The sequence below is a fragment of the Mycobacterium sp. NGS62 genome (genome assembly GCF_059812285.1).
Window position 1 is genome coordinate 139938 of sequence record NZ_JCALCK010000002.1, and the last position, 19695, is coordinate 159632.

Genomic DNA, 19695 nt, shown 5'->3' on the forward strand with positions numbered 1-19695 from the left:
GGGGGCGCTCAAGATGAGGAAGGCATTTGTCATCCCTGAAGGGGTCGCTTACCGGAGGCCTGGATCGCTTCGCCCCAAACTAGGCGAATTGCGGGAGTTGGTGCGTTACCGTGCCAAGCTGGTCGCGATCCGGTCCGGACTCAAAGCCCAGATCCATCCCGTGCTCGCCAAAGCCGGCGCGTGTTGATCGCGGTGTCGGACCTGCTCGGAGTCGGTGGTCGAAAACGGCTGGCCAAGGTGCCGCCGCTGGCGACATCTTGCTGCGTAAAAGATGAGGTTGCGCGTCACCTCTCGCCGTCGCTGTCGGCCGACCGATCAGGCTCCCAGGTGCCCGGCACCATCGGCACCGTCGGACCGTCACCAAACTCATCACCCGTCAGCGTGGTCAGGCCTGCGACCTCAGTGACGCTGCCCTTGCGGGCGGTCCCGGCAAAACCCAACGGTCCCGCACCGGTAGCCGAGGCCGCCGTCGAGGCGACGGGCTCTTCAGCCGGCGGCGCGCCCCAGTCGGGGTCGACTTCGACATTCATATCCATGAATTCGTCGGCGCCGCCGTGCAGCGCCGCGCTCCGGCGCCGCCGTGCCCGCCTCGTCTCTCGAGCCGCCGCTGCTGCCGCCGCCGCGGCGGTATCGGGCTCCGGCGCTTTGCGTTTGGTGCTCGAGCTGGCACTGTTGCTCATTCCCGAGCCGAGCCCGATCCGGGGCCCACCCGCCAGGTAGGGGAAGGACACGCCGGTGACGCTGGCGGCCGGCGGTGTGGGCGGCGTCGGCGGTGCGCCCGCGGCGCTGCTTGGCGCGGGCGCCGGAGTGCCGGCAGAGGCCGAGCCAGGGCTCACGGCGGGCGCCGCAGGCGGTGCAAGCCCGACGCCCACCTTGGGCTGGTCCTCGATCGGGATCGCTTCGGCGCCTGAGGGCACCGGCACCGCGGTCAGGCCGGCCAGCCCAGACAAGCCGATCGCCGCTCCCAGGCCGGTGATGGCTCCCAAGCCAGCGATGGCCAGACCGAGGCCGACCGATAGCAACTGCGGGGATGATTGCGCCACGCTGGACGCCACTAACTGAAGGTGAAACATGAAATCGGCTTCCATCAGGGCAAGGATGCTCGACACCTGCGACGGATCTGTCAGCAGGGCGTTCGCAAGCGCTTGAAATTGCTGGGCAAGTTCGGATCCCCACTCTTTATAGAAGCCTGGGTCGGAGGGGCAAAGGACGTTCTCGGTTTCGCCGGTCCATGGATCTACTCTGGTGCCGCAGCCGCCGCTATCGCCGTTGTTGCTGTCGGATTTCTGGATCTGCGGTGCCGCTGCGGTTTGCGGCGTCGAGGCTACCGCGATGCTGGAGACTGCCTGATAGGTGCTCATCGTGGTGGCGGCCTGGATCCACATCCGGACGTAATCGGCCTCGTTGAACGCAATCGGAATCGTATTGATCCCAAAAAAATTCGTGGCCACCAAGGTCGCGTGAGCAGCATGGTTGGTGGCTAGCTCGGGCAGCGTCGGCATCGTTGCCAGTGCGGCGGTGTAACCGGCGGCCACCGCCTCATGCTGGGCGGCCGCTGCCGCGCTGTCTGCGCTGGCGTGCATCAACCACGCCACATAGGGCACATTGGCGGCGACATACGATTCTGCGCTCGGCCCCTCCCACACGCCAGCTTGCACCGCCGCCAACAACGCGCTGAGTTCCTCTGCTACTGAAGCGTATTCGGAACTCAACGACGACCACATCCCAGCCGCCGCCAACAACGGTCCGGGCCCCGGACCGGCACTCAGCAACGCCGAATGCACCTCCGGCGGCGAGGCCATCCACACCGGTGCGGTCATCGTCAGCCGCCGACAACCAGATACGACGACGTAATATCACGGGCGCGCGACCTCATGACAGACACTCCTCCGTCGACGGGTTCCATCAACCTGCAGAGCTTACTGAATGTGATTTTCATTATCAAGTGACTAGTGGACGACGTGTATCGCCGCCCGCGTTCGGTGAATCGACGATTCGCTGGCTTAGTTGAAGCATTTGTCGGACACAATGAAGTTGCGCATGTCTGACCGCTGTTGGTACGCAAGGTTTGTTCTTTTGACTGCTGCCAGCGCAGCTGAAATCCCCCTCGTATGAGCGACAGGCGGCTGAGTCGATGACGCTGTAGTACCGACCGACGGCGGGATCCGATGAGGGTGACTATGGCTAGCGCCGACGCCGCCGTCGGATCCGGCTGGCCTAAAGCGCCACTACCCCGTCACTACGACTGCGGCGAGCATCAGTGCGGTGGCAGAGACGCACGACAAGAGCGCCGCCAGCCACTGGCGTCGCCGACCAACCTAATAGCGGCGGGCGTTGTGAATCGGGCCGGATGAGGTCATCGGCACCACCTTGACCGGCTGACCGTAGGTGGAGGAATGGACCATCAGACCGTCACCGACGTAGATGCCGACGTGTGATGCGTCGGAGTAAAAGGTGAGCAAATCGCCGGGTTGCAGGTCCGACAGCGCGATGGGCTGCCCGCCGTGGGCCAGCGCCTGGCTGGAGTGCGGCAGCGCGATGCCGGCCTGCTGGAACGCCCACATCACCAAGCCAGAACAGTCAAAACCCCCGGGCGCGGCGCCACCCCACGAGTACGGGGCACCGACCTGGGTCAACGCGGCCTGCACGGCCGTCGCCCCTTGGCCGCTGCCCGGCGCGCCGCCGGGAAACGCCTCAGGCGCGTCTGCGCCGGGCCCACCACCATTGGGCGGCAACGCTTCCGGTGCGGGGGCGGCTACCAGCGCGGCGGGCTGCGGAGCCGGCCCCGGTTCGGCCAGCGCGGTGCGCTGACCCGGCGACAACGAGAGGTACTGCGACTTGACGACGGCGATCTGCACCTGCAGCTGACTTTGCTTGGACTGCAGACTCGCCCGCACCGCCGCAGCCTGCTCGGCGGCGGTCTTGGCGTCTGCCGCCGATTTCGCCGACGCCTGCTCGGCCTTGGCGGCCTGCTTCCCGGCTGTCCGGTAACTGGCCATCTGCGCGGACATCTCGGTGGCGATCACCCGCTGCACAGCCAGCTTGCCGATCAACTGCTGGGGCGACTCGGCGGTCAGGATCGCATCCATGCCGTCGGTTCGACCGCCCATGTACATCGCGGCAGCAAACTTATTGACACCGGCCTGGAAGGTTGCCAACCGGGCTTTGGTGGCTTGCGCGGCGGCCTGGTCGGCCGCGTGCCGCTTGTCCGCGGCGCGCTGCGCAGTCACTTTGTCGTTGAGGTCGAGCTGGGCGCTGTGCATCGCCTCGGTCGTCTGTTCGGCCTGGCGAGACAGCTCATTGAGCTTTGCCATGGCGTCATCGGCCGGATCGGCCAGCACATTGCCGGTGACCGCGCCGGAGAAGATGGTGATAAAGCCCGCTATCGCGGCGACGGCAAATCGCTTGCGGGTGCGTCCAGCCCAGCGTCTACCGTCATGCCCCGACCCCAAAATTTCGTATCCTTAAAACCCGTCGACAAGACGTCGAATTTGCTTTAGGTCTCAGACAGGTTACGAAACGGTATAGGCATTGTCCATTAGCGGAACATCAAAGAAGTCGGCAGGATTCGGTGCCGGTAGCTCGCTACAGCGGGGTGCAGGCGGTCCGGGCCCTTGTCGTAGGCGACGACGCAGGCGCCGTATACCTGCATCAGAATGCGCATCTCGCGCGGTACCGACGAGGTGGTGAACTCCACGCAGCCAAGCGCAGGCGGCGGCCGCTGCACGCCGTACGATGCTTTGTCTTCTGGTGCCTACAACCCGCGCCGGGCGCAACGGGAAAATCCGAGTTGCGTGCGTTCATATTGTTGCGACGGCGTAGGCATGGTTGGGCATCGGAGAGACCCATCTTCGGTGACCCAGCGCTTTTCCGACCATTGTTGATGGCCAGGATGCGCCGCGTCGTCACACCTGGCGGTTAGGAAGGGCATCCGAATGGCAGGAACTGGAAAGTCCGGAATAGGGGAGGGCGGTCCTCCGTTTTCACGTTAACGCCGGTCGAACCCGCGAGCCCAGTCGACCACCGCGGCGCACGGGTGAGAGTGAGGCGCAGCCCGCCAATCTTGCATACCCTAGGGGGGTAAGGTAGAACTGGTATTGTCATATACAAGGATGCGTACGGATGGGAGAACGACATGAGCACTTCGACAGTCACGGTCGCCGGGATGACGTGCGGTCACTGCGCATCCTCGGTGCGCGAGGAGCTAGGTCATATCGCCGGTGTCAAAGCCGTGGATGTGGATCTTGCTAGCGGCAGGGTGAGCATCGACAGTGACCGTCCGATCGACACCGACGCGATCGAGGGCGCCGTCGAAGAGGCTGGCTACCAACTTGCCGGCTAGGAGCCTTGCGTCACGCGATTTGGTTCTGAGAGGAGTATGCCAGATGGACGCCGTCACCGAAGCTGCTCAGCAGATCGAGCTGCAGATCGGCGGAATGACATGTGCTTCGTGCGCGGCCCGAATCGAGAAGAAACTCAACAAGCTCGACGGGGTCAGCGCCTCGGTCAACTTCGCCACCGAGAAGGCCAGTGTCGAGTACGGCAGTGACGTTTCACCGGATCAGCTGGTGGCCACGGTTGAACAGGCCGGATACGCCGCGCAGCTGGCCCGACCGAGCCGGTCGGTTGCCGACAGCGACGCAGCGCTGGTGGTAGAGCCGGATCCGACTGCGTCATTGCGGCAGCGGCTGCTGGTTTCACTGGCACTCACTGTGCCGGTGATCGCGATGGCCATGGTTCCGCCGCTGCAGTTCATCAACTGGCAGTGGTTGTCGTTGACGCTGACGGCGCCGGTGGTGGTGTGGGGTGGCCTGCCGTTCCACAGGGCCGCGTGGGCCAACCTGCGGCACCGCACCGCGACCATGGACACGCTGATCTCAATGGGCACGATCGCCGCGCTGGGCTGGTCGGTCTATGCGCTGTTTTGGGGGACCGCCGGTATGGCGGGCATGCGGCACGCATTCGAGTGGGCCATCGCCCGCAGCGACGGCACTGGCAACATCTATCTGGAGGCCGCCGCGGGCGTCACCACGTTCGTCCTCGCTGGCCGGTTCTTTGAGGCCCGCGCCAAGCGGCGTGCCGGTGCCGCGCTGCGCGCGCTGCTCGAGCTGGGCGCCAAGGATGTCGCGGTGCGCAGAAACGGCGCAGAGCAACGCATCCCGATCGACCAGCTCGCTGTCGGCGACGAGTTCGTGGTGCGGCCGGGTGAGAAGATCGCCACCGACGGCGTGGTGATCGAGGGCTCCTCGGCGGTGGACGCCTCGATGCTCACTGGGGAGTCGGTGCCGGTCGAGGTTGGTCCCGATGACCAGGTCGTCGGCGCCACGGTCAACGTCGGCGGGCGAATCGTCGTGCGCGCCAACCGGATCGGCTCGGATACCCAATTGGCGCAAATGGCCAAGCTGGTCGAGGAGGCGCAATCCGGCAAGGCGTCCGCGCAGCGGTTGGCTGACAAGGTCTCCGGAATTTTTGTGCCCATTGTGATTGTCCTGTCGCTGGCGACGCTCGGGGTCTGGATCGCCGCTGGCGGATCGATCTCTGCGGCGCTCACCGCCGCGGTGGCGGTGCTCATCATCGCCTGCCCCTGTGCGCTGGGCCTGGCCACGCCGACCGCGTTGATGGTCGGCACCGGCCGCGGCGCGCAACTGGGGATCCTCATCAAGGGGCCCGAGGTGCTGGAATCGACTCGGCGCATTGACACGATCGTGCTCGACAAGACCGGCACCGTCACCACCGGCGCGATGACCCTGCTCGACGTGATTAGCGCCGACGGCGAACAACCCGATGAGGTGCTGAGATTGGCGGGTGCACTGGAAGACTCCTCTGAGCATCCAATCGCCAAGGCGATCGCAAAGGGGGCCCGCGACAAAGTCGGCGACCTGCCGGCGGCAGAGGGTTTTGCCAACCTGGAAGGGCTCGGCGTGCAGGGCGTCGTCGACGCCCACGCAGTCGTAGTGGGCCGGCGCCAATTGCTGGCCGACTGGTCGCAGCAGCTACCGGAGAACCTCATAACATCGATGCGCCAGGCCGAATCGCAGGGCAAGACAGCAGTCGCGGTGAGCTGGGACGGCCGACCGCGGGGGGTGCTGGTCGTTGCGGACGCGGTCAAACCGACCTCAGCCGAGGCTGTCGCGCGGCTGCGGGCGCTGGGCTTGACGCCGATCATGCTCACCGGTGACAACGAAGCCGCGGCCCGCACCATCGCCGGCCAGGTAGGCATCGAGCAGGTCGTCGCCGAAGTTTTGCCGAAAGACAAGGTGGAAACCATCAGGCGGCTGCAGACCGCGGGCAAGATGGTGGCCATGGTCGGCGACGGCGTCAACGACGCCGCCGCCCTGGCGCAGGCCGATCTCGGGCTGGCGATGGGTACCGGCACCGATGTCGCCATCGAGGCCAGCGACCTTACGCTGGTACGCGGCGACCTGCGCTCGGTGCCCCAGGCGATCCAACTCTCACGTAAGACGCTGGCGACGATCAAGAGCAATCTGTTTTGGGCCTTCGCCTACAACATCGCCGCGTTGCCGCTGGCGGCCGCCGGGCTGCTCAATCCCATGCTGGCCGGTGCGGCGATGGCCTTCTCGTCGGTCTTCGTGGTCAGCAACAGCTTGCGGCTGCGCAGATTCAAGCCGCACACGTAAACCAAGGCGACAGCTTCAGCGTCGGTAGTGACGAAAAGAGCGACGCTGCATGGCAGTTTGGATGCCTGCCTAAGGGGTACCGGTACGGAGGATCCATCGCCGACGCCTGAAGGAGCCCTTATGAGCACCGCCAGCAACATGCTGAAGACCTACCCGCAAGATCTCGGTGGCGTTGACCGAGCCAAGTTGGCCGCATGTATCGACGCGTGCGTCGAATGCGCGCAGGCTTGTACCGCGTGTGCCGACGCCTGCCTCAGCGAGGAATCGGTGGCCCAGTTAACAAAATGTATCCGCACAGACCTTGACTGCGCCGATGTCTGCGAGGCCACCGGCCGTGTCTTATCGCGGCACACCGGCTATGACGCCAACGTGACCCGGGCTGTGCTACAAGCATGCGCCGACACGTGCAAGGCTTGCGCAGAGGAGTGTGAGAGCCACCAAGCCCATGAGCACTGCCGTGTTTGCGCGGAAGTATGCCGTCGTTGCGAGCGGGCTTGCCGTGATCTGATTGAATCTCTCGGCTGAACCTGCGGTGCCGAAATAAGGATTTTCAGCTGATCACCGTGCGACGCTGGCCCGGGACGAGTTCCTGCACCGCCTGTAGCTGTTCGAGCAAACCCCAAACCTGCTTGATCTGAATGGTCGCATCGCTGGCCGTGCTGCCCAACCTTATCGACACCGATCCGGGCGGCAGGCCGAGTGCCGCCAGGCAGTCCCTGATCACGTCGCCATCCTGCGGGAAGTAACGCAGCGTAGTCGACAGGACCCCGGTCAGCTCGTCGGATAAGGTCCTAATCTCACGCGGTCGTAGCCGCGAGAACGACCCGGCGCCGCCGAGGACGGCCGGGTCGGCCACCCGCACCGGGTCGACCCGCGAGGAGCGGAAGCGGCACACCCGCCATTGCGCGACCGACGGGGCACCCGTGGACAGGTAGGCGGCCAAGGCTCGTCGCGCGCTGATCCGCATCGCGGTGGAGTACAGGTCGGTCAGGACATCATCGTCATCGGGCTGAAAATCCCAGGTGCTCTCCACCCGCGCGGAACGCAGACCGTGCACCCCGCGCAGCAGTCCGGTGATCTCGTTATAGGGCACGAACCCGCCCGCCTCGCCAAGCGCCGAGCCGCGCACGATCAGGTTGCAGCTCAGCGCGATCGACTCCGCGTAGTGCCGAAACTGCTGGGCCTGCTCGGGGTTTGCCGGGGCGGCCGCCTGGCGGTGAACGAACTTGGCGGCAAGCAGCGCGCGCAGCGCGTCGGCCGCGAAGAACACCGGCATGGTCGGCGCGGGCGTCTCGGGGCTGTCGAAAAGCACGGGGCCGGCCGCGAGGTCAGCCCTGGCTGGTCCGGTCACCGCTTGGTGCAAGCCCTCAAGGACGCCCGCCGGGAGATGTGTGAGGTCGTCGTCGGCGACGACGAAGCCCGTGCGCGCCGGGTCCAACCGCTGCACCTGGATGACCGCGTCCAGCAGGAGCTGCCGGAGTTCCCCCAGCCCGATCCGGGTCGGCAACACCACCTCGGCCGCGGCGAAGTTCACCGCTGGTGAACTTGCGCTGGCGATCGCTGCGCGGGCGCGCACCAGGGTGTCATCGGCGGGCCTGCTCGCCGGCCGGTTGACCAACAGCACCACCGAGATCGGCACCGAACACCGTTGCCGGGCCAGCTCCCACAGCGTGTCGTCGAGCACGGCCCGGTTCTGCCCACCGAACCCGACGGTGGGAATCAACACCGGCAACGCAGGGCCGGGCGGGAGTTGGTCGGCCAATTGGTCGACGACGTCATCGAACAGCCGGGTGTAGTCCGCGCCGCGTCCATCGACGGTGTGCCGGCAGGCCTGGTGTGCTGTCATCGGGCATCCTCCTGTCCTTTGCGCACATAAGGCGCGGCGATTCGAGCGAGCTGATCGGCGCGGATCACTACCTCGCGGAAGGTGTCGGGCGACATCGGCTTGCGCAGCCCGTCGCGAACCGGGTCCCACCGCGGGTCGCCGAATGGGCGGTTACCCACACCCACCTCCGCGGTTGCGGCCAGGGCGGGCACCGCGGCAATCACCAAGTCCCGCAGCCTGCACAGCACGTCGACCTGGGCGGCCTGCTGCTGGGACAGCACTGGGATGCACGTCCAGCCGAACATCTGTTCCCCGGCGTCCTCGACGAGCACCGTGACGGTGAGCGGCCCGGGTTCGTCGGGGACCGTCACGTCGCATCGCAATCCGCCGTTGACCGGTTCGGCGGGCCGATCGGCCACCGACAGCGTCCAGCTGAACCGGGCGCCATCGTCGACCGGCCGGTCTAACGCGACGTAGAAGGTAGCGGGCTGCCCGGCCACGGCCTGGCAGTGACGATGCCGCGCGGGGAACGGTCCCAGTACCCGGACGGCGCGGTTGGCCAGTCGGCGCAGCACATTGCGCGTCACCCCGGCAACGACTTGATTGCCTTGGTCGAGGACCCGGGGCCAGTCGGTGGTTCCGCAGGTGAAGACCGTCCCGGTAGCGCTGTAGGCGCCGAGTACGGCGTTGGCCTCAGCCCCCGCTGGGCGGTCCTGCCAGCCCTCACCCAAATGTGCGACGCCCAGCACAGCCAACTGCGGCGGGGTGCCGTCGGTTCCGGTTGCCCGCAGGTCGCCCCCGGGTCCCCGGTCGAGTATCGCCCCGTCGCACTCGTAGCCGACTAACCGTTCCTCGGCGCCGAACGTGTCTCCGGTGCGCAGACCTAAACCGTCGTAAACCCAGTGCCCGGCGTGCTGGACGGTGTACCCGACGGGATCTCGGGGGCCGTCCCACCAGCCGCCGCCGTGCCGGTAGCTGACGCCGGTCATGCTGTTTTCGGGCGCACGCCGCCACCACTGCCCGCCCTGGGGGTGGCTGACCGGCGGGTGCACACAGGTCATGTCGCCGTTGTCGGCCAGATCGATACGCCACCAGCTGGTGTTGCCGCTGAAGAAGGCGACGTTGCCGCCCTTCGCGACGAACTGCTGGACGGCCTGACGCATCGGCGCGCTCCAGTATTCGTCGTGGCCGACGCTGAGCAGTAGCCGGTAGCTGGCCAGCAAATCGGGGTCGCGATGCAGGTCGAGGTCGGTGCAGAAATCGACCGCGACGCCCTCGCGCTCCAGCCACCGGATCATCGGCAGATCCCAGTGTGCGAATCCTTCGCGTGGGCTGCCGGGGTCGTAGACGTCGACCGCGCCGGGAAACGACAGTTGACCACCGGTGCCGCCGCCGGGGCGCCGCGTGGTCAGCGTCGTGGCCGTTGCCGCGGGCACGAATGACGCGGTGTGGTACATGCTGCCGCCGCCCGAAGCGTTGTAAGCCTGGTAGGTGGCCCAGGACAGCTTGTACAGAATCGGCGGTGTGTCATTGGCGTGGCGGCGCACCACGAACAGCGCCCGGCCCGACCGCGCGTCGATTGCGGGTGCCGCATCCGGCGCGGGCTGGTCAACCACGGCATCGGCGGCGGTGATCACCGCCAGGTACACGCCGCCCGGCCAGTTGTCGGGAATGTCGAATTCTTCCGGCGGCCAGCCCCAATCCTGGTCAGGCGGTCCCGGCGGCAGGTCGTACCCGCGGTGCGGTGAACTGGTGCCCAGGTGGACGGTCTGCGATCCGACCCGGAAGAACGCCACCCGATAGTGGGATTCGGTGGTGGATACGTGCAGCACCAGCCGCCCACCGGCACGGACCGTCGGCTCGCGCGGGTACACCCACGCAGCAACCTCGGCCGCCCGGCGGCCTGGTGCGGCTGGTGGGTCTGCCGACCCTCCGCGGGCGCTTCCCGTCACCGCGTATCCTCCCCCACGCGACCTGGCCGTCCTGCAGCTGACGGACCAACGGATCATGCGTGCTGCCCATTATCACCGGCATGACGCCGAACCGATTTACTACCTCAGATACGACAAGATACCCCGGCGGGGTATTCGTTTAAACCAAAATCGAAACAAACCCGCCGCCGAGACGGAGGAACGAGAGATGAATGACACCGCCGAGGTGGTCGTGGTGGGAGCCGGATTGAGCGGCCTGGAATGTGCGAGCGCGATCGTAGCGGCAGGTGTTGACGATGTTCTGGTCGTGGAAACGGCCGGCGCGGCGGCTGCGGTCCCGCTCGAATGGCGCAGCATGGCGCCGCCGCACTATGTGTGCATGGATCGCAAGCCAGTGGTCGGTGGGCGATCGCTGCACTGGCACGGGGTGGTCCTGCGACTTGAGGAGTGGGCGCTGGCCGACCCGGCCTGGCCGCAACGGGCCCGGTCGGCGCTATGCGGCGAGCCGGCGGGTGCCGCGGGTCTGTACGAATTGGTCGAGCGAGAGCTAGCGGACTGGGCGGGCGGCCCCCTGATTCGCGATCACACCGTGAACTTCGGAGTGCTGGCTTCCGGCCGGGCGGTGCCGCAGGCCGTGCGGCCCGACGGCATTGGCGGCTGGCGCGCCTACACGCCCCTGGGGCGGTGCATCGGCTGGATGGCGCCCGGCGAGCGGGCGGGGCGGCCCCGGGTGCGCGACGGGTGCCAGGTGCTGAGCGTGCTGACCCGGGCGGGCCGGGTTGCCGGGGTTCGGGTGCGGGATACGCGCACCGGCGACACCGAGACCATCACCACCCGCACCGTGGTGCTTGCCGCGGGAACCCTGGACAACACCAGGCTGGTGGCGCAACTGTCGGGCAGCGACCGGCCGCCGGCCTTCACCGGCCTGAACGACCACCTGGTGCAGGGCTTTGTGGTTCGCCTGCTAGCCGCCGCGCTGGGCTGGCCGCGGCCGGTGGACGCGTTCGAGTACATGCCCAGCGCCGGGAGCCGGTTCAACGTGTTCGCCCGCACCCGGGCGGTGCCCGGCAGCCCCGACGAGGTGCTCCTCGACGTGTGGGCGATGGGTGAGCAGATGCGTTCGGAACACAACGTTGTCTCGTTTCCCGACACCGGACGGGTTCCCTGGCGCGCCATGGTGACGCCGGCCCTGACGGAATCCGACCGAGAGGTGCTGGCCGCGCAGCGACGTGGGCTGACCGAGCTGTGGGCACGCCTGCGCGGACCGGCGGGGACCCACTTGCGCTTCCCGGACTTCCTGGGCGCACCGTTGCCCTTCGATCGGGCACTGACTCGGGTGAGGAGTGAACCGCGGGGGGCTCCGGTCGGCTACTGCTGGCCGCTGGGCACCGTCGAGCATGAATCCGGCACGCTGCCGCTGGGCGGGGCGGATGTTGGCGAAACCGGTGAACTCACGGCCGCGGTTGGCGGGTATGTCGTCGGTCCCGCGACGTTTCCGCGCTCGGGTGCGGCGAACCCGTCGCTGACCACCCTGGCCCTGGCCCGGTGGACGGCAGCCAGGCTACTCACGGAGTGAATCTCTGGGCGGCGTCACAATGTCTCTGCGTGCCGGGCGACCTTGTCGAACGCGGTCACGACGGCCTCCAGCCCCGGCGGAGTGCTCAACAGCAACCGGTGCGGCAACAGCATCAGGTTGCCGTAAAGGTGTTCGGCGTGCGGAAAGCGGGTGTCGGGCCTGGGCCGCAGCCGATCCTGCAGCCAGCGGTAGCGCGGCTTGGTCTCGGGGCAGTACAGCGGGTTCTGGTGCAGGGGACGGTCGGCACGGTGCACCCGCACACCGAGTTCGGCGGCCACGGCGGCGCACACCCGGTCGGTGGGGGCACCGGCGAAAGCCTCGGGGTCTAGCCGCACGCCGTAGGCGAAAATGCTAGGCAGGTCGAGCTGCGCCGGCCGCGCCAGCGGCCGCAGGCCCGCCACTCTGGCGAGTTCGGTGTCCAACAGGTCACCGGCTCTGGCGCGCTGTTGCAGCTGCGCAGGCAGCCGCTCCAGCTGGTCCAACAATAGCGCCGCCGATAGCTCGGGCAGGCAGTGGTTGGTGCCCATCACCTCGCAGGCCTCGGTGAGGTAGGGGTAGCCGATCGCCGGCTCCGCGTCCGGGTAGCGACGGGAGTCCGCCCGCAGCTGTTGTAACCGGTCATACAACCGCGCGTCGGAGGTGCTCACGGCTCCGCCCTCCCCGCAGGTCAGCACCTTGCCCTGCTGCATGCTGAACGCACCGACGGCGCCCAGCGACCCCGCCACGCGGCCGTTCCAGCGGGCGCCGTGCGCTTGCGCGCAGTCCTCGACCACGGCCAAGCCGTGCCGCTCGGCGAGCGCCCCGATGGCGTCCATGTCGGCCATCCGGGAATGCAGGTGCACGACGATCAGCGCCTTGGTGCGCTCGGTGATCGCCTCGGCCATCGCCGCTGGGCTCACGCAGCCGGTATCCGGGTCCACGTCGGCGAAGACCGGCACCGCGTTGACGTTCAGCACGGCGGTGGCGGTGGCGACCCAGGTGAACACCGGCACCACCACCTCGTCTCCGGCCCCCACTCCGACCGCCTCCAACGCGACGGCGAGGCTGCTGGAACCGTGGTCGGTGCTCACGCAGTACGGGACGCCGAGGAACTCGGCGAAGCGCTGGGCGAACCGACGCTCGTAGGGCTCGACGCCGGTCCAGCCGCCGGTCAGCGTCCAGCGGCCGCTGGTCAGGGCCGCGGCGACGTGTTCGATCGTGGCTCGGTCCTGCTGCGGCCACTCGGGCCACCCGCCTGACCACACGGGGAGACCTCCGTGCAACGCCAGTTCTGCCACCACACCTCCCGGCCATACTTCGAGACGATTACCTTACGCAGCTTGGCATCGAGGCGATTGGTGGTTGCGGGCACTCGAAAAACCGCATAATGTCGAGCTGATACACCCTAACCCCCTAGGGGTATAGGTCCAAAGTCGGGATCTGCCACCGCTTTCGGTTAAGTTGGCCCCCGCTTCTAGAGAGGAATTCGATGAAGACAAAGCGAAACCTTCGCAGATGGACAATTGCCGCGGCCACGGCACTCGCGTTCGGCACTTTCGGTATAGGCGCCGGCGTCGCTAGCGCTGTTCCAAATGACAGCGGCATCGGCGTCAACGGCGGCAGCGACATAGGCGGCGGTATCAACCTTGGTCCGATCGGCGGCGGCGTCGGCAGCGACACCGGCGGCCGGGCCAATCTCGATCCGCACGGCGTCAGTGGCGGCGCCGGCACCGACATCCGCGGTGGTGTCAACCTCGGCCCGCACAGTGTCAGTGGCGGCGCTGGCACCGACAGCGGCGGTGGCATCAACGTGGGTCCGCACGGCCGTAGGTAACGGCCGACCGGCCCGGCGGCACCGGTCAGTGGTTGGTGTTGGGACGGACCGGAGGCGCCGGGCCATCAGGTCAAGCTAGCGTTGCTGACTGGCTGGGTGCGCGGAGCGTCCTCAGGCGGCGGCGCGGCGTGCACTTGGCGGTCCAACTGGACGTCGACGGTGCGCTCGTCGGGAAAGCGCGGGGTACCGGCGATCGCGTCTTGCAGCCACAGCTTGGCGCGCACGACCGGGCGTCGCAGCTTGCGTTCCCGCTGCAGCGCACGGCGCATCTTCTCCGGTTGGTTGCTGTACCGCCAGCGGGCCCACGGGGCGTGCGGGCGCGACAACCTGATCACGCCCACCACCAGCAGCGGTAGAAAGAACATGCCGAGCAGGCCGGTCCACACCTTGCCCTTGAGCATTACCACCACGGCCAGCGCCAGCGTTACTGCCGCCCCACCGATCACGGTGGTCCGCGCCACCAGCGAGTGGTAGTCGCGCCACAAAGCTAAGAGGAACGTCAGCGGGTGAAAACCCAGCAACAGCAGTCCCGCTACCGCGACCGAGGCGAAAACCGCGTCTACTGACGATCGCCCGTCCTCCGCCCAGTACACGTCGGACAAATGCAGGATCAGCGCGTATTCGTCGAGCACCAGCGCGGCCCCGATACCGAAAACGGTTGCGACCGCGATGAATTCGGGCGTCTGCCCCTTGACGGCCCAGGTGACCATCATCAGCCCGGATGCCATCACCAGGATCACCCCGTATACCGCGTGGTGGATGTGCACCGCTCCAATGCGGATATTTCGTGGTTGCCACCACCGGGGCGGCACGCCCGTGTCGGCGTGACGGCGAACGTAACGCACGATGATGCGCGTCACAAAGAACGTCAGGATGAATGCGACCAGACAGAACAATAAAGCCAGTTGGCCGTGGTCGACGATATCCTCATGCAGCCAGCGCAGCACCTAAAGGAACTTACGGCAGTCCGTCGGCCAACAGCAGCAGAACCGGTCCGAAGGAGACTGAAGGGTGCGCGGCCCAGGTTACGGCAGCGACGGTAGCGTGATTACCGACGGCAGCGACGGAAGCGTGATCTCCGATGGCAACGAGGGAAGGTCAAACCCGCCCGACGTAGTGGTGGCCGTCGGCGCTGTTGTCGCGGTAGTCGCCGGCGTCGTAGGGGCGGGCGTGCCGCCCTGGTTGCCGGTGAACAGCGCGACGATGCCCCAAATAATCAGCAAGATCAGGATCGCGATGACGACGCTCAACAGCACCACGGGCTTGCGGTACCAGGGGGTCTGCGAACGCTGGTTTCCAGCCCTGCCGGGGTTGAGACGCAAAGTCTCATCGTCGCCGCTGTGGTCCGGCGGTTCGTAGCGCGCCACGGTAGAAAGTCTAGCGGCGACTTACTGAGTGTCACACGCGCCCGCCCCGGAAGGCCTTACGCCGGCAACCCTCCAGGGAGTGCCCGCATCCAGATCCAAGCCCACCGTCGCCGCGACATAGACCCGGTCGTTCCGGCCGAAGCTCATTCACGCTGATTTCCTGGTAAGTGCCACTTCCCAAATGATGGCTCGGTCGCCTACCGCCAGCACTGGCAAAATTCGACATTGGCCTGCGGGCAGAATGGGATAACGACGAGTTGCTAAACACCATGTTACCCTTGCGCCCGCAACCATCGCCGGACGGAACGGACCATCCCGCAGATTACCAACCCACACCCTCGAAATCCGCGAACGCTCGTGCTGGGCTACAGCGGGCTACTCGCTGCGGTCGCTGGTTATGTCAACTCGGTGGCCTTGCTGGTTTGGATTTTCCCGGTCGGCAACCTCACTGCCTTGACCACGCAAATCGGCATGCACAGCACCAATCCGCTGCTGTATTCGGGCCGGATGATCGCCGGGATCGTGGTCGGATTCCTGGCCGGTGCTGTCGTTGCCGGTATGGTGCTGGCTGCCGCGCGGAGCCACACCGGCCCGCGTCACGCTGCGGTCCTGCTTGCCGAGGCAGCGCTGTTGCTGGCCGCCGCTGGTTTCGAACATCCTTTGGTCAGGGCGCCGCTGGCCGCCGCCGCCTGCGGGCTGCAGAACGGGATGACTTCTAGTTTTCCCGGGATGGCGATTCGTACCACGCACTTCACCGGAACCGTCACCGACCTCGGCCTGCTCGTAGGTCGCGCCTACCGCCACGGAGTCGACAAGGCGAAAGCCGCCGTTCTGACGACGACAGTGGTGCTGTTCGTCGGCGGTGCTGGTGCTGGGGTGATAATCGGTGGCCGCATCGGCGACCATGCGCTGATCCCTGCGGCCGCCGCGTGCGTAGCTGTCGCCGTCGCCAGTGTGCTGCATGACCGCAGGCGTCGCATGCGGGCGGCTCGCGCGGCACCTAGACCCGGGTCCGCATACCCTGCCCGTCCGCCGAGGGCCGCCACCACATAATGCGGTTCACCACAATGGGAATCGATCAGCTGCCGCTTCCAGCGGTAGCTCGGCCCCTTTCGGGCCAATACAGCGGGGTGTGGTGTAGAGGGCGAAGCGCCGGGGCCCGCCGTGCTTTAGCTGAACACGCGCAAGTCGAGTTGCGCCGGCCGCGCCACCGCCTGCGTGCCCCGCAGTCTGGCCAGGGTCCTCGCATCGTAGGCGGAAAATCCTCTCGCCAGCTTGAGAGATAGGCGGGAAACACGCTAACGTTCACGCCGCCGAGGCGACCGCTCGCGCGGTTCCGGTGACAGCCAGCGACCGGAGAGCGTGCGAGCGCCGACGAAGACCAGTCGCAGCACCGTGAACGTGGTCAGGCCGGACCAGATGCCCACAAGTCCCCAGCCGAAAATGAGCGACAACCAGATCAGCGGCAAGAACCCGATTAATGCGCTGATCACGGTTGCATTGCGCAGGAACTTCGCGTCCCCGGCGCCGAGTAGCACCCCGTCGAGACCCCAGACAATCCCGGCGATGGGAAGTTGGGCGGCCAGGAACCACCACGGCACACGGATCGCTGTCAGCACCGATTGGTCGTGAGTGAACAGCTCGGGCATCACCGCTGCCCCGGCACCGAGCAGCAGCGCCAGCGCCGTCGCCGCCAGCAGCGAGATCGCCGTGATGCGCCATGCCACCGACTTGGCATGCACGGCATTGTGCGCACCCAGCGCGGCACCGACCAGCGCTTGTGCAGCGATGGCCAGCGAATCAAAAACCAGCGCAATGAAATTCCACAGCTGCACTACCACCTGATGCGCGGCGATCGCTGCTGCACCGAACCTAGCAGCCACCGCGGCGGCCGAGACGAAACACGCTTGGAAAGCGACAACGCGGACAAGGAGGTCACGGCCCAGCGCCAACTGCGCCCGCAGCACAGCACGGTCGATACGTAGTGAGATCCGCTCGGCCAGCAGCGCCCTGCCGAACAGCAGTGCGGCCAGCCACTGACCGGCCAGGTTGGCCACCGCCGAGCCGGGCAGGCCCCAGCGGGGCAATCCCAGCCAGCCGTAGACCAGTAGTGGGCATAGCAGTGCTGACAGCCCGAAACCGGCTGCGACATAGCGCAGGGGGCGCGCGGTGTCCTGCACGCCGCGCATCCACCCGTTCCCCGCCAGCGAGACCAGAATCGCCGGCGCGCCCAAGATCGCGATCCGTAACCAGGGCAACGCCGCCCCCGCGATGTCACTGCGGGACGCGATCACCGCCAATAGTGGCACGGCAGCAGCTTCCACCCCGATCGTGATCACAGCGCCGAAGGCCAGCGCCAGCCATGTCGCGTGGATTCCTTCCTTGACGGCCGCCGCGCGCTCGCCAGATCCGAAGAGCCGCGCTGCTCGCACCGTGGTTCCGTACGACAGGAACGTCAACTGCGACTCGCTGAGTACCAGCCCGCCAATGGCCAGACCCGCCAACGATAGTGCCCCGAGGTGGCCGACCACGGCGGTGTCGAACAGCACATAGAGCGGCTCTGCGGCCAGCACCCCCAGTGTGGGCAGTGTCAAGCCGGCGATTTGTCGGCCGTCGGCGGCAGGCCTGGGTTTGTCAGTCAACTCTGGTTAGCCCTGTCGTCGAAGTCCACGGCTAGTGCCCCCGCCCCGCTCACACGGTACGGCGCGGATCGAGGTTGCGCCCGCCGAAGCCCAGCGCACCGACGACCGAGGCACAGCGCAGCGCAGCGAGCATCACCCGCACGGTGAAGCGGCGAGGCACGTCGGCGAGATCGACGGGCACCAGCCATCCTCCGATGCGCCGAGCCTCGCGCCAGGCTCCACAGCTAAGAGCGGAGGTCTCGCTGACCCGAAACCCGACTCAGCGGGAAAGCCTCTGCGGCGGAACGGAATTCGTGAGAACTGGAAAGCCTTGGTGCTGCACGCATACTCAGGCGCTTCGTGTGGCCGCCAGCGAAGTCCATGCGACGCTCAGCTGGTGTAGGCGGTGTAATTGAGGGTGGTCATCATGCCAGACTCCTGGTGGTACGCGTTGTGGCAGTGGATCATCCAGATGCCGGGGTTGTCGGCGACCAGTACAGTGGCGATCTTTTGTTTGGGTAACACGTTGACGGTGTCTTTGCGTGCGCCCAGGCTGCCGTCGGGTTTGATCACCTGGAAAGTGTGGCCGTGCAGATGCATGGGGTGGTACATCATCGTGGTGTTGTTGAACGTCAGGGTCGCCCGCTGACCCTGCTTGATGGTCAGCGGCGGGTTTTTCGGGTAAGGCTTGCCGTTGATGCCCCAGTCGTAATTGGACATCGAACCGGTGAGCTCCAGAGCCAGGTTGACGTCTGATTTCGTTGATTCGAGGCTGGCCGCCGGTGTGGCGGTGAACATGTCGACGGTGCCCACTCGGCGGTTGAGCTCGGGTGGCTGGAAGTTCACGTCGGGTGTGGTGCCGGCGCCGGTGGACAGCAGGGCTCGCCCCGGCTGTGCCTTCTTGCCTTCGGGCACGGCGACTAGGGGGAAGACCCCGTCGCCGGCGGTGACGATGACGTCGTAGCGTTCGGCCATCCCGAGCAACAAGGCGTCCACGTCGGTGGGTACGACCGGAAACCCGTCGGTGTGGGTGACGGTCATGGCGTGCCCGGCCAGAGCAACGCGGAAGGCGGTGTCGGCGCCGACGTTGATGAGCCGGATGCGGATTCGTTGCCCTGGTTTGGCGTTGAAGGTCGTGGGTGCGGCGGGGACGCGACCGTTGACCAGATAGTAGGGGTAGTCGACGTCGCCGGAGTCGCCGCCGAGCAGGCTGCTGGTACCGACGCCGGTCATTCCGGGCATTGCAGTCATGCCGGGCATCTCGGCCGGCATGTGCATGGTCTTCAGTTCGTCGTAGATTTGCTGGGGACCCTTGCCGATCCCGTCGGTCCAGTCATCCAGGACGACGATCCATTCGGTGTCGTAGTCGCCCGGCTCGGCGGGGTCGTCGATGATCACCGGTAGGTAAAGCCCGTAGTCGGCTTGCAGGCCGACGTGGGGGTGCGCCCAGTAGGTGCCCGGATGCGGGGAGGTGAATCGGTAGGTGAAGTCGCTGTTGGCGGCGATGTTCGGGGTGGCCGGGAAGACGCCGTCCATGTTGTTGCGCAATGCGATGCCGTGCCAGTGCACCGAGGTCGGGGCGTTGAGCCGGTTCTTTACGGTAACGGCGAGCTCGTCGCCGACATTGGCGCGGAGCAGCGGACCGGGGAGGGCGTCGCTGTAGGCGGAGGTTCGTGCGAGCGGGCCGCCGAGGTCGATTGTCGCCGGTTGCGGAGTGAGCGTGGCGCTGACCGTGCGGCCGGTGTGCGGGCGGGCCGCCTCGGCGGCAGCGATGGCCTGTTCGAGGCTGGGCGCGGGATCCGTCGACCGACCGCAGGCTGCCAACGCCACACCGACCCCGCCGGCCACCGAGGCGGCGACGAACGCCCGCCGATTCAGTTGCAGGTCATTCCACGCTGGTCTAGTCACCCGAGTCCCTTCTTCC

17 protein-coding genes and 1 pseudogene are annotated in these 19695 nt (G+C 66.8%); 7 read left to right on the plus strand and 11 right to left on the minus strand.

Annotated features, from left to right (window positions below; genetic code table 11):
* Positions 1-45 precede the first annotated feature (45 nt).
* Positions 46-243: pseudogene (locus tag AC5Y49_RS05450) on the plus strand (IS110 family RNA-guided transposase); the annotation flags it as partial.
* Between the two features lie 41 nt (positions 244-284).
* On the opposite strand, the gene AC5Y49_RS05455 reads toward AC5Y49_RS05450, so the two are convergent.
* The 3 genes from AC5Y49_RS05455 to AC5Y49_RS05465 all read right to left on the minus strand — a co-directional run bounded on the left by AC5Y49_RS05455 (position 285) and on the right by AC5Y49_RS05465 (position 3697).
* The gene (locus AC5Y49_RS05455; RefSeq protein WP_499884782.1) at positions 285-1820 is read right to left on the minus strand and encodes a PPE family protein; all 1536 of its coding nucleotides are present in this window, start codon (positions 1818-1820) and stop codon (positions 285-287) included.
* Between the two features lie 498 nt (positions 1821-2318).
* On the minus strand, positions 2319-3452 hold the full coding sequence (gene ripC / locus AC5Y49_RS05460; protein WP_499884783.1) for a peptidoglycan hydrolase RipC: 1134 nt from the start codon (positions 3450-3452) through the stop codon (positions 2319-2321).
* 86 nt (positions 3453-3538) lie between these two features.
* Positions 3539-3697 carry a hypothetical protein gene (locus tag AC5Y49_RS05465; protein ID WP_499884784.1) on the minus strand — a complete coding sequence of 53 codons (159 nt, stop codon included), beginning with the start codon at positions 3695-3697 and terminating at the stop codon, positions 3539-3541.
* 438 nt (positions 3698-4135) lie between these two features.
* Between AC5Y49_RS05465 and AC5Y49_RS05470 the strand changes: the two genes are divergently transcribed.
* The 3 genes from AC5Y49_RS05470 to AC5Y49_RS05480 all read left to right on the plus strand — a co-directional run bounded on the left by AC5Y49_RS05470 (position 4136) and on the right by AC5Y49_RS05480 (position 7163).
* Positions 4136-4342: a heavy-metal-associated domain-containing protein gene (locus AC5Y49_RS05470; protein WP_499884785.1), complete on the plus strand. Its 207-nt coding sequence runs from the start codon at positions 4136-4138 to the stop codon at positions 4340-4342.
* Positions 4343-4385: 43 nt separating this feature from the next.
* Positions 4386-6638 carry a heavy metal translocating P-type ATPase gene (locus AC5Y49_RS05475; protein WP_499884786.1) on the plus strand — a complete coding sequence of 751 codons (2253 nt, stop codon included), beginning with the start codon at positions 4386-4388 and terminating at the stop codon, positions 6636-6638.
* A gap of 120 nt (positions 6639-6758) precedes the next feature.
* The gene (locus tag AC5Y49_RS05480) at positions 6759-7163 is read left to right on the plus strand and encodes a four-helix bundle copper-binding protein (RefSeq protein WP_499884787.1); all 405 of its coding nucleotides are present in this window, start codon (positions 6759-6761) and stop codon (positions 7161-7163) included.
* A 25-nt stretch (positions 7164-7188) separates the two neighbouring features.
* On the opposite strand, the gene AC5Y49_RS05485 is transcribed toward AC5Y49_RS05480, so the two are convergent.
* Together AC5Y49_RS05485 and AC5Y49_RS05490 are read right to left on the minus strand one after the other, a co-directional pair.
* On the minus strand, positions 7189-8484 hold the full coding sequence (locus tag AC5Y49_RS05485) for a hypothetical protein (RefSeq protein ID WP_499884788.1): 1296 nt from the start codon (positions 8482-8484) through the stop codon (positions 7189-7191).
* Positions 8481-10415, minus strand: coding sequence for a N,N-dimethylformamidase beta subunit family domain-containing protein (locus tag AC5Y49_RS05490; protein ID WP_499884789.1), 1935 nt, complete (start codon positions 10413-10415; stop codon positions 8481-8483). The genes AC5Y49_RS05485 and AC5Y49_RS05490 overlap by 4 nt, the downstream gene beginning before the upstream one ends.
* 187 nt (positions 10416-10602) lie before the next feature.
* On the opposite strand from AC5Y49_RS05490, the gene AC5Y49_RS05495 reads away from it, so the two are divergent.
* The gene (locus AC5Y49_RS05495) at positions 10603-11970 is read left to right on the plus strand and encodes a GMC family oxidoreductase (RefSeq protein WP_499884790.1); all 1368 of its coding nucleotides are present in this window, start codon (positions 10603-10605) and stop codon (positions 11968-11970) included.
* A 14-nt stretch (positions 11971-11984) separates the two neighbouring features.
* On the opposite strand, the gene AC5Y49_RS05500 is transcribed toward AC5Y49_RS05495, so the two are convergent.
* Complete coding sequence (locus tag AC5Y49_RS05500; protein ID WP_499884791.1) at positions 11985-13214, minus strand: DegT/DnrJ/EryC1/StrS aminotransferase family protein; 1230 nt, start codon at positions 13212-13214, stop codon at positions 11985-11987.
* A gap of 224 nt (positions 13215-13438) precedes the next feature.
* Here AC5Y49_RS05500 and AC5Y49_RS05505 point away from each other — a divergent pair, with 224 nt between their 5' ends.
* Positions 13439-13783, plus strand: a complete 345-nt coding sequence (locus tag AC5Y49_RS05505; protein WP_499884792.1) for a hypothetical protein — start codon at positions 13439-13441, stop codon at positions 13781-13783.
* Between the two features lie 65 nt (positions 13784-13848).
* On the opposite strand, the gene AC5Y49_RS05510 is transcribed toward AC5Y49_RS05505, so the two are convergent.
* A complete protein-coding gene (locus AC5Y49_RS05510; RefSeq protein ID WP_499884793.1) occupies positions 13849-14730 on the minus strand; it encodes a hypothetical protein in 882 nt (293 codons plus the stop codon).
* A 78-nt stretch (positions 14731-14808) separates the two neighbouring features.
* Entirely contained in the window at positions 14809-15150 is a 342-nt protein-coding gene (locus tag AC5Y49_RS05515; protein ID WP_499884794.1) for a hypothetical protein, read from the minus strand.
* A gap of 360 nt (positions 15151-15510) precedes the next feature.
* Between AC5Y49_RS05515 and AC5Y49_RS05520 the strand changes: the two genes are divergently transcribed.
* Complete coding sequence (locus tag AC5Y49_RS05520) at positions 15511-16203, plus strand: YoaK family protein (protein ID WP_499886250.1); 693 nt, start codon at positions 15511-15513, stop codon at positions 16201-16203.
* A gap of 245 nt (positions 16204-16448) precedes the next feature.
* Here the strand turns inward: AC5Y49_RS05520 and AC5Y49_RS05525 are convergent, their stop codons facing one another.
* The 3 genes from AC5Y49_RS05525 to AC5Y49_RS05535 all read right to left on the minus strand — a co-directional run bounded on the left by AC5Y49_RS05525 (position 16449) and on the right by AC5Y49_RS05535 (position 19679).
* Entirely contained in the window at positions 16449-17792 is a 1344-nt protein-coding gene (locus tag AC5Y49_RS05525; protein WP_499884795.1) for an MATE family efflux transporter, read from the minus strand.
* Positions 17793-17841: 49 nt separating this feature from the next.
* Positions 17842-17973: a hypothetical protein gene (locus AC5Y49_RS05530; protein WP_499884796.1), complete on the minus strand. Its 132-nt coding sequence runs from the start codon at positions 17971-17973 to the stop codon at positions 17842-17844.
* A 188-nt stretch (positions 17974-18161) separates the two neighbouring features.
* Entirely contained in the window at positions 18162-19679 is a 1518-nt protein-coding gene (locus AC5Y49_RS05535) for a multicopper oxidase family protein (protein WP_499884797.1), read from the minus strand.
* Between the last annotated feature and the right edge of the window lie 16 nt (positions 19680-19695).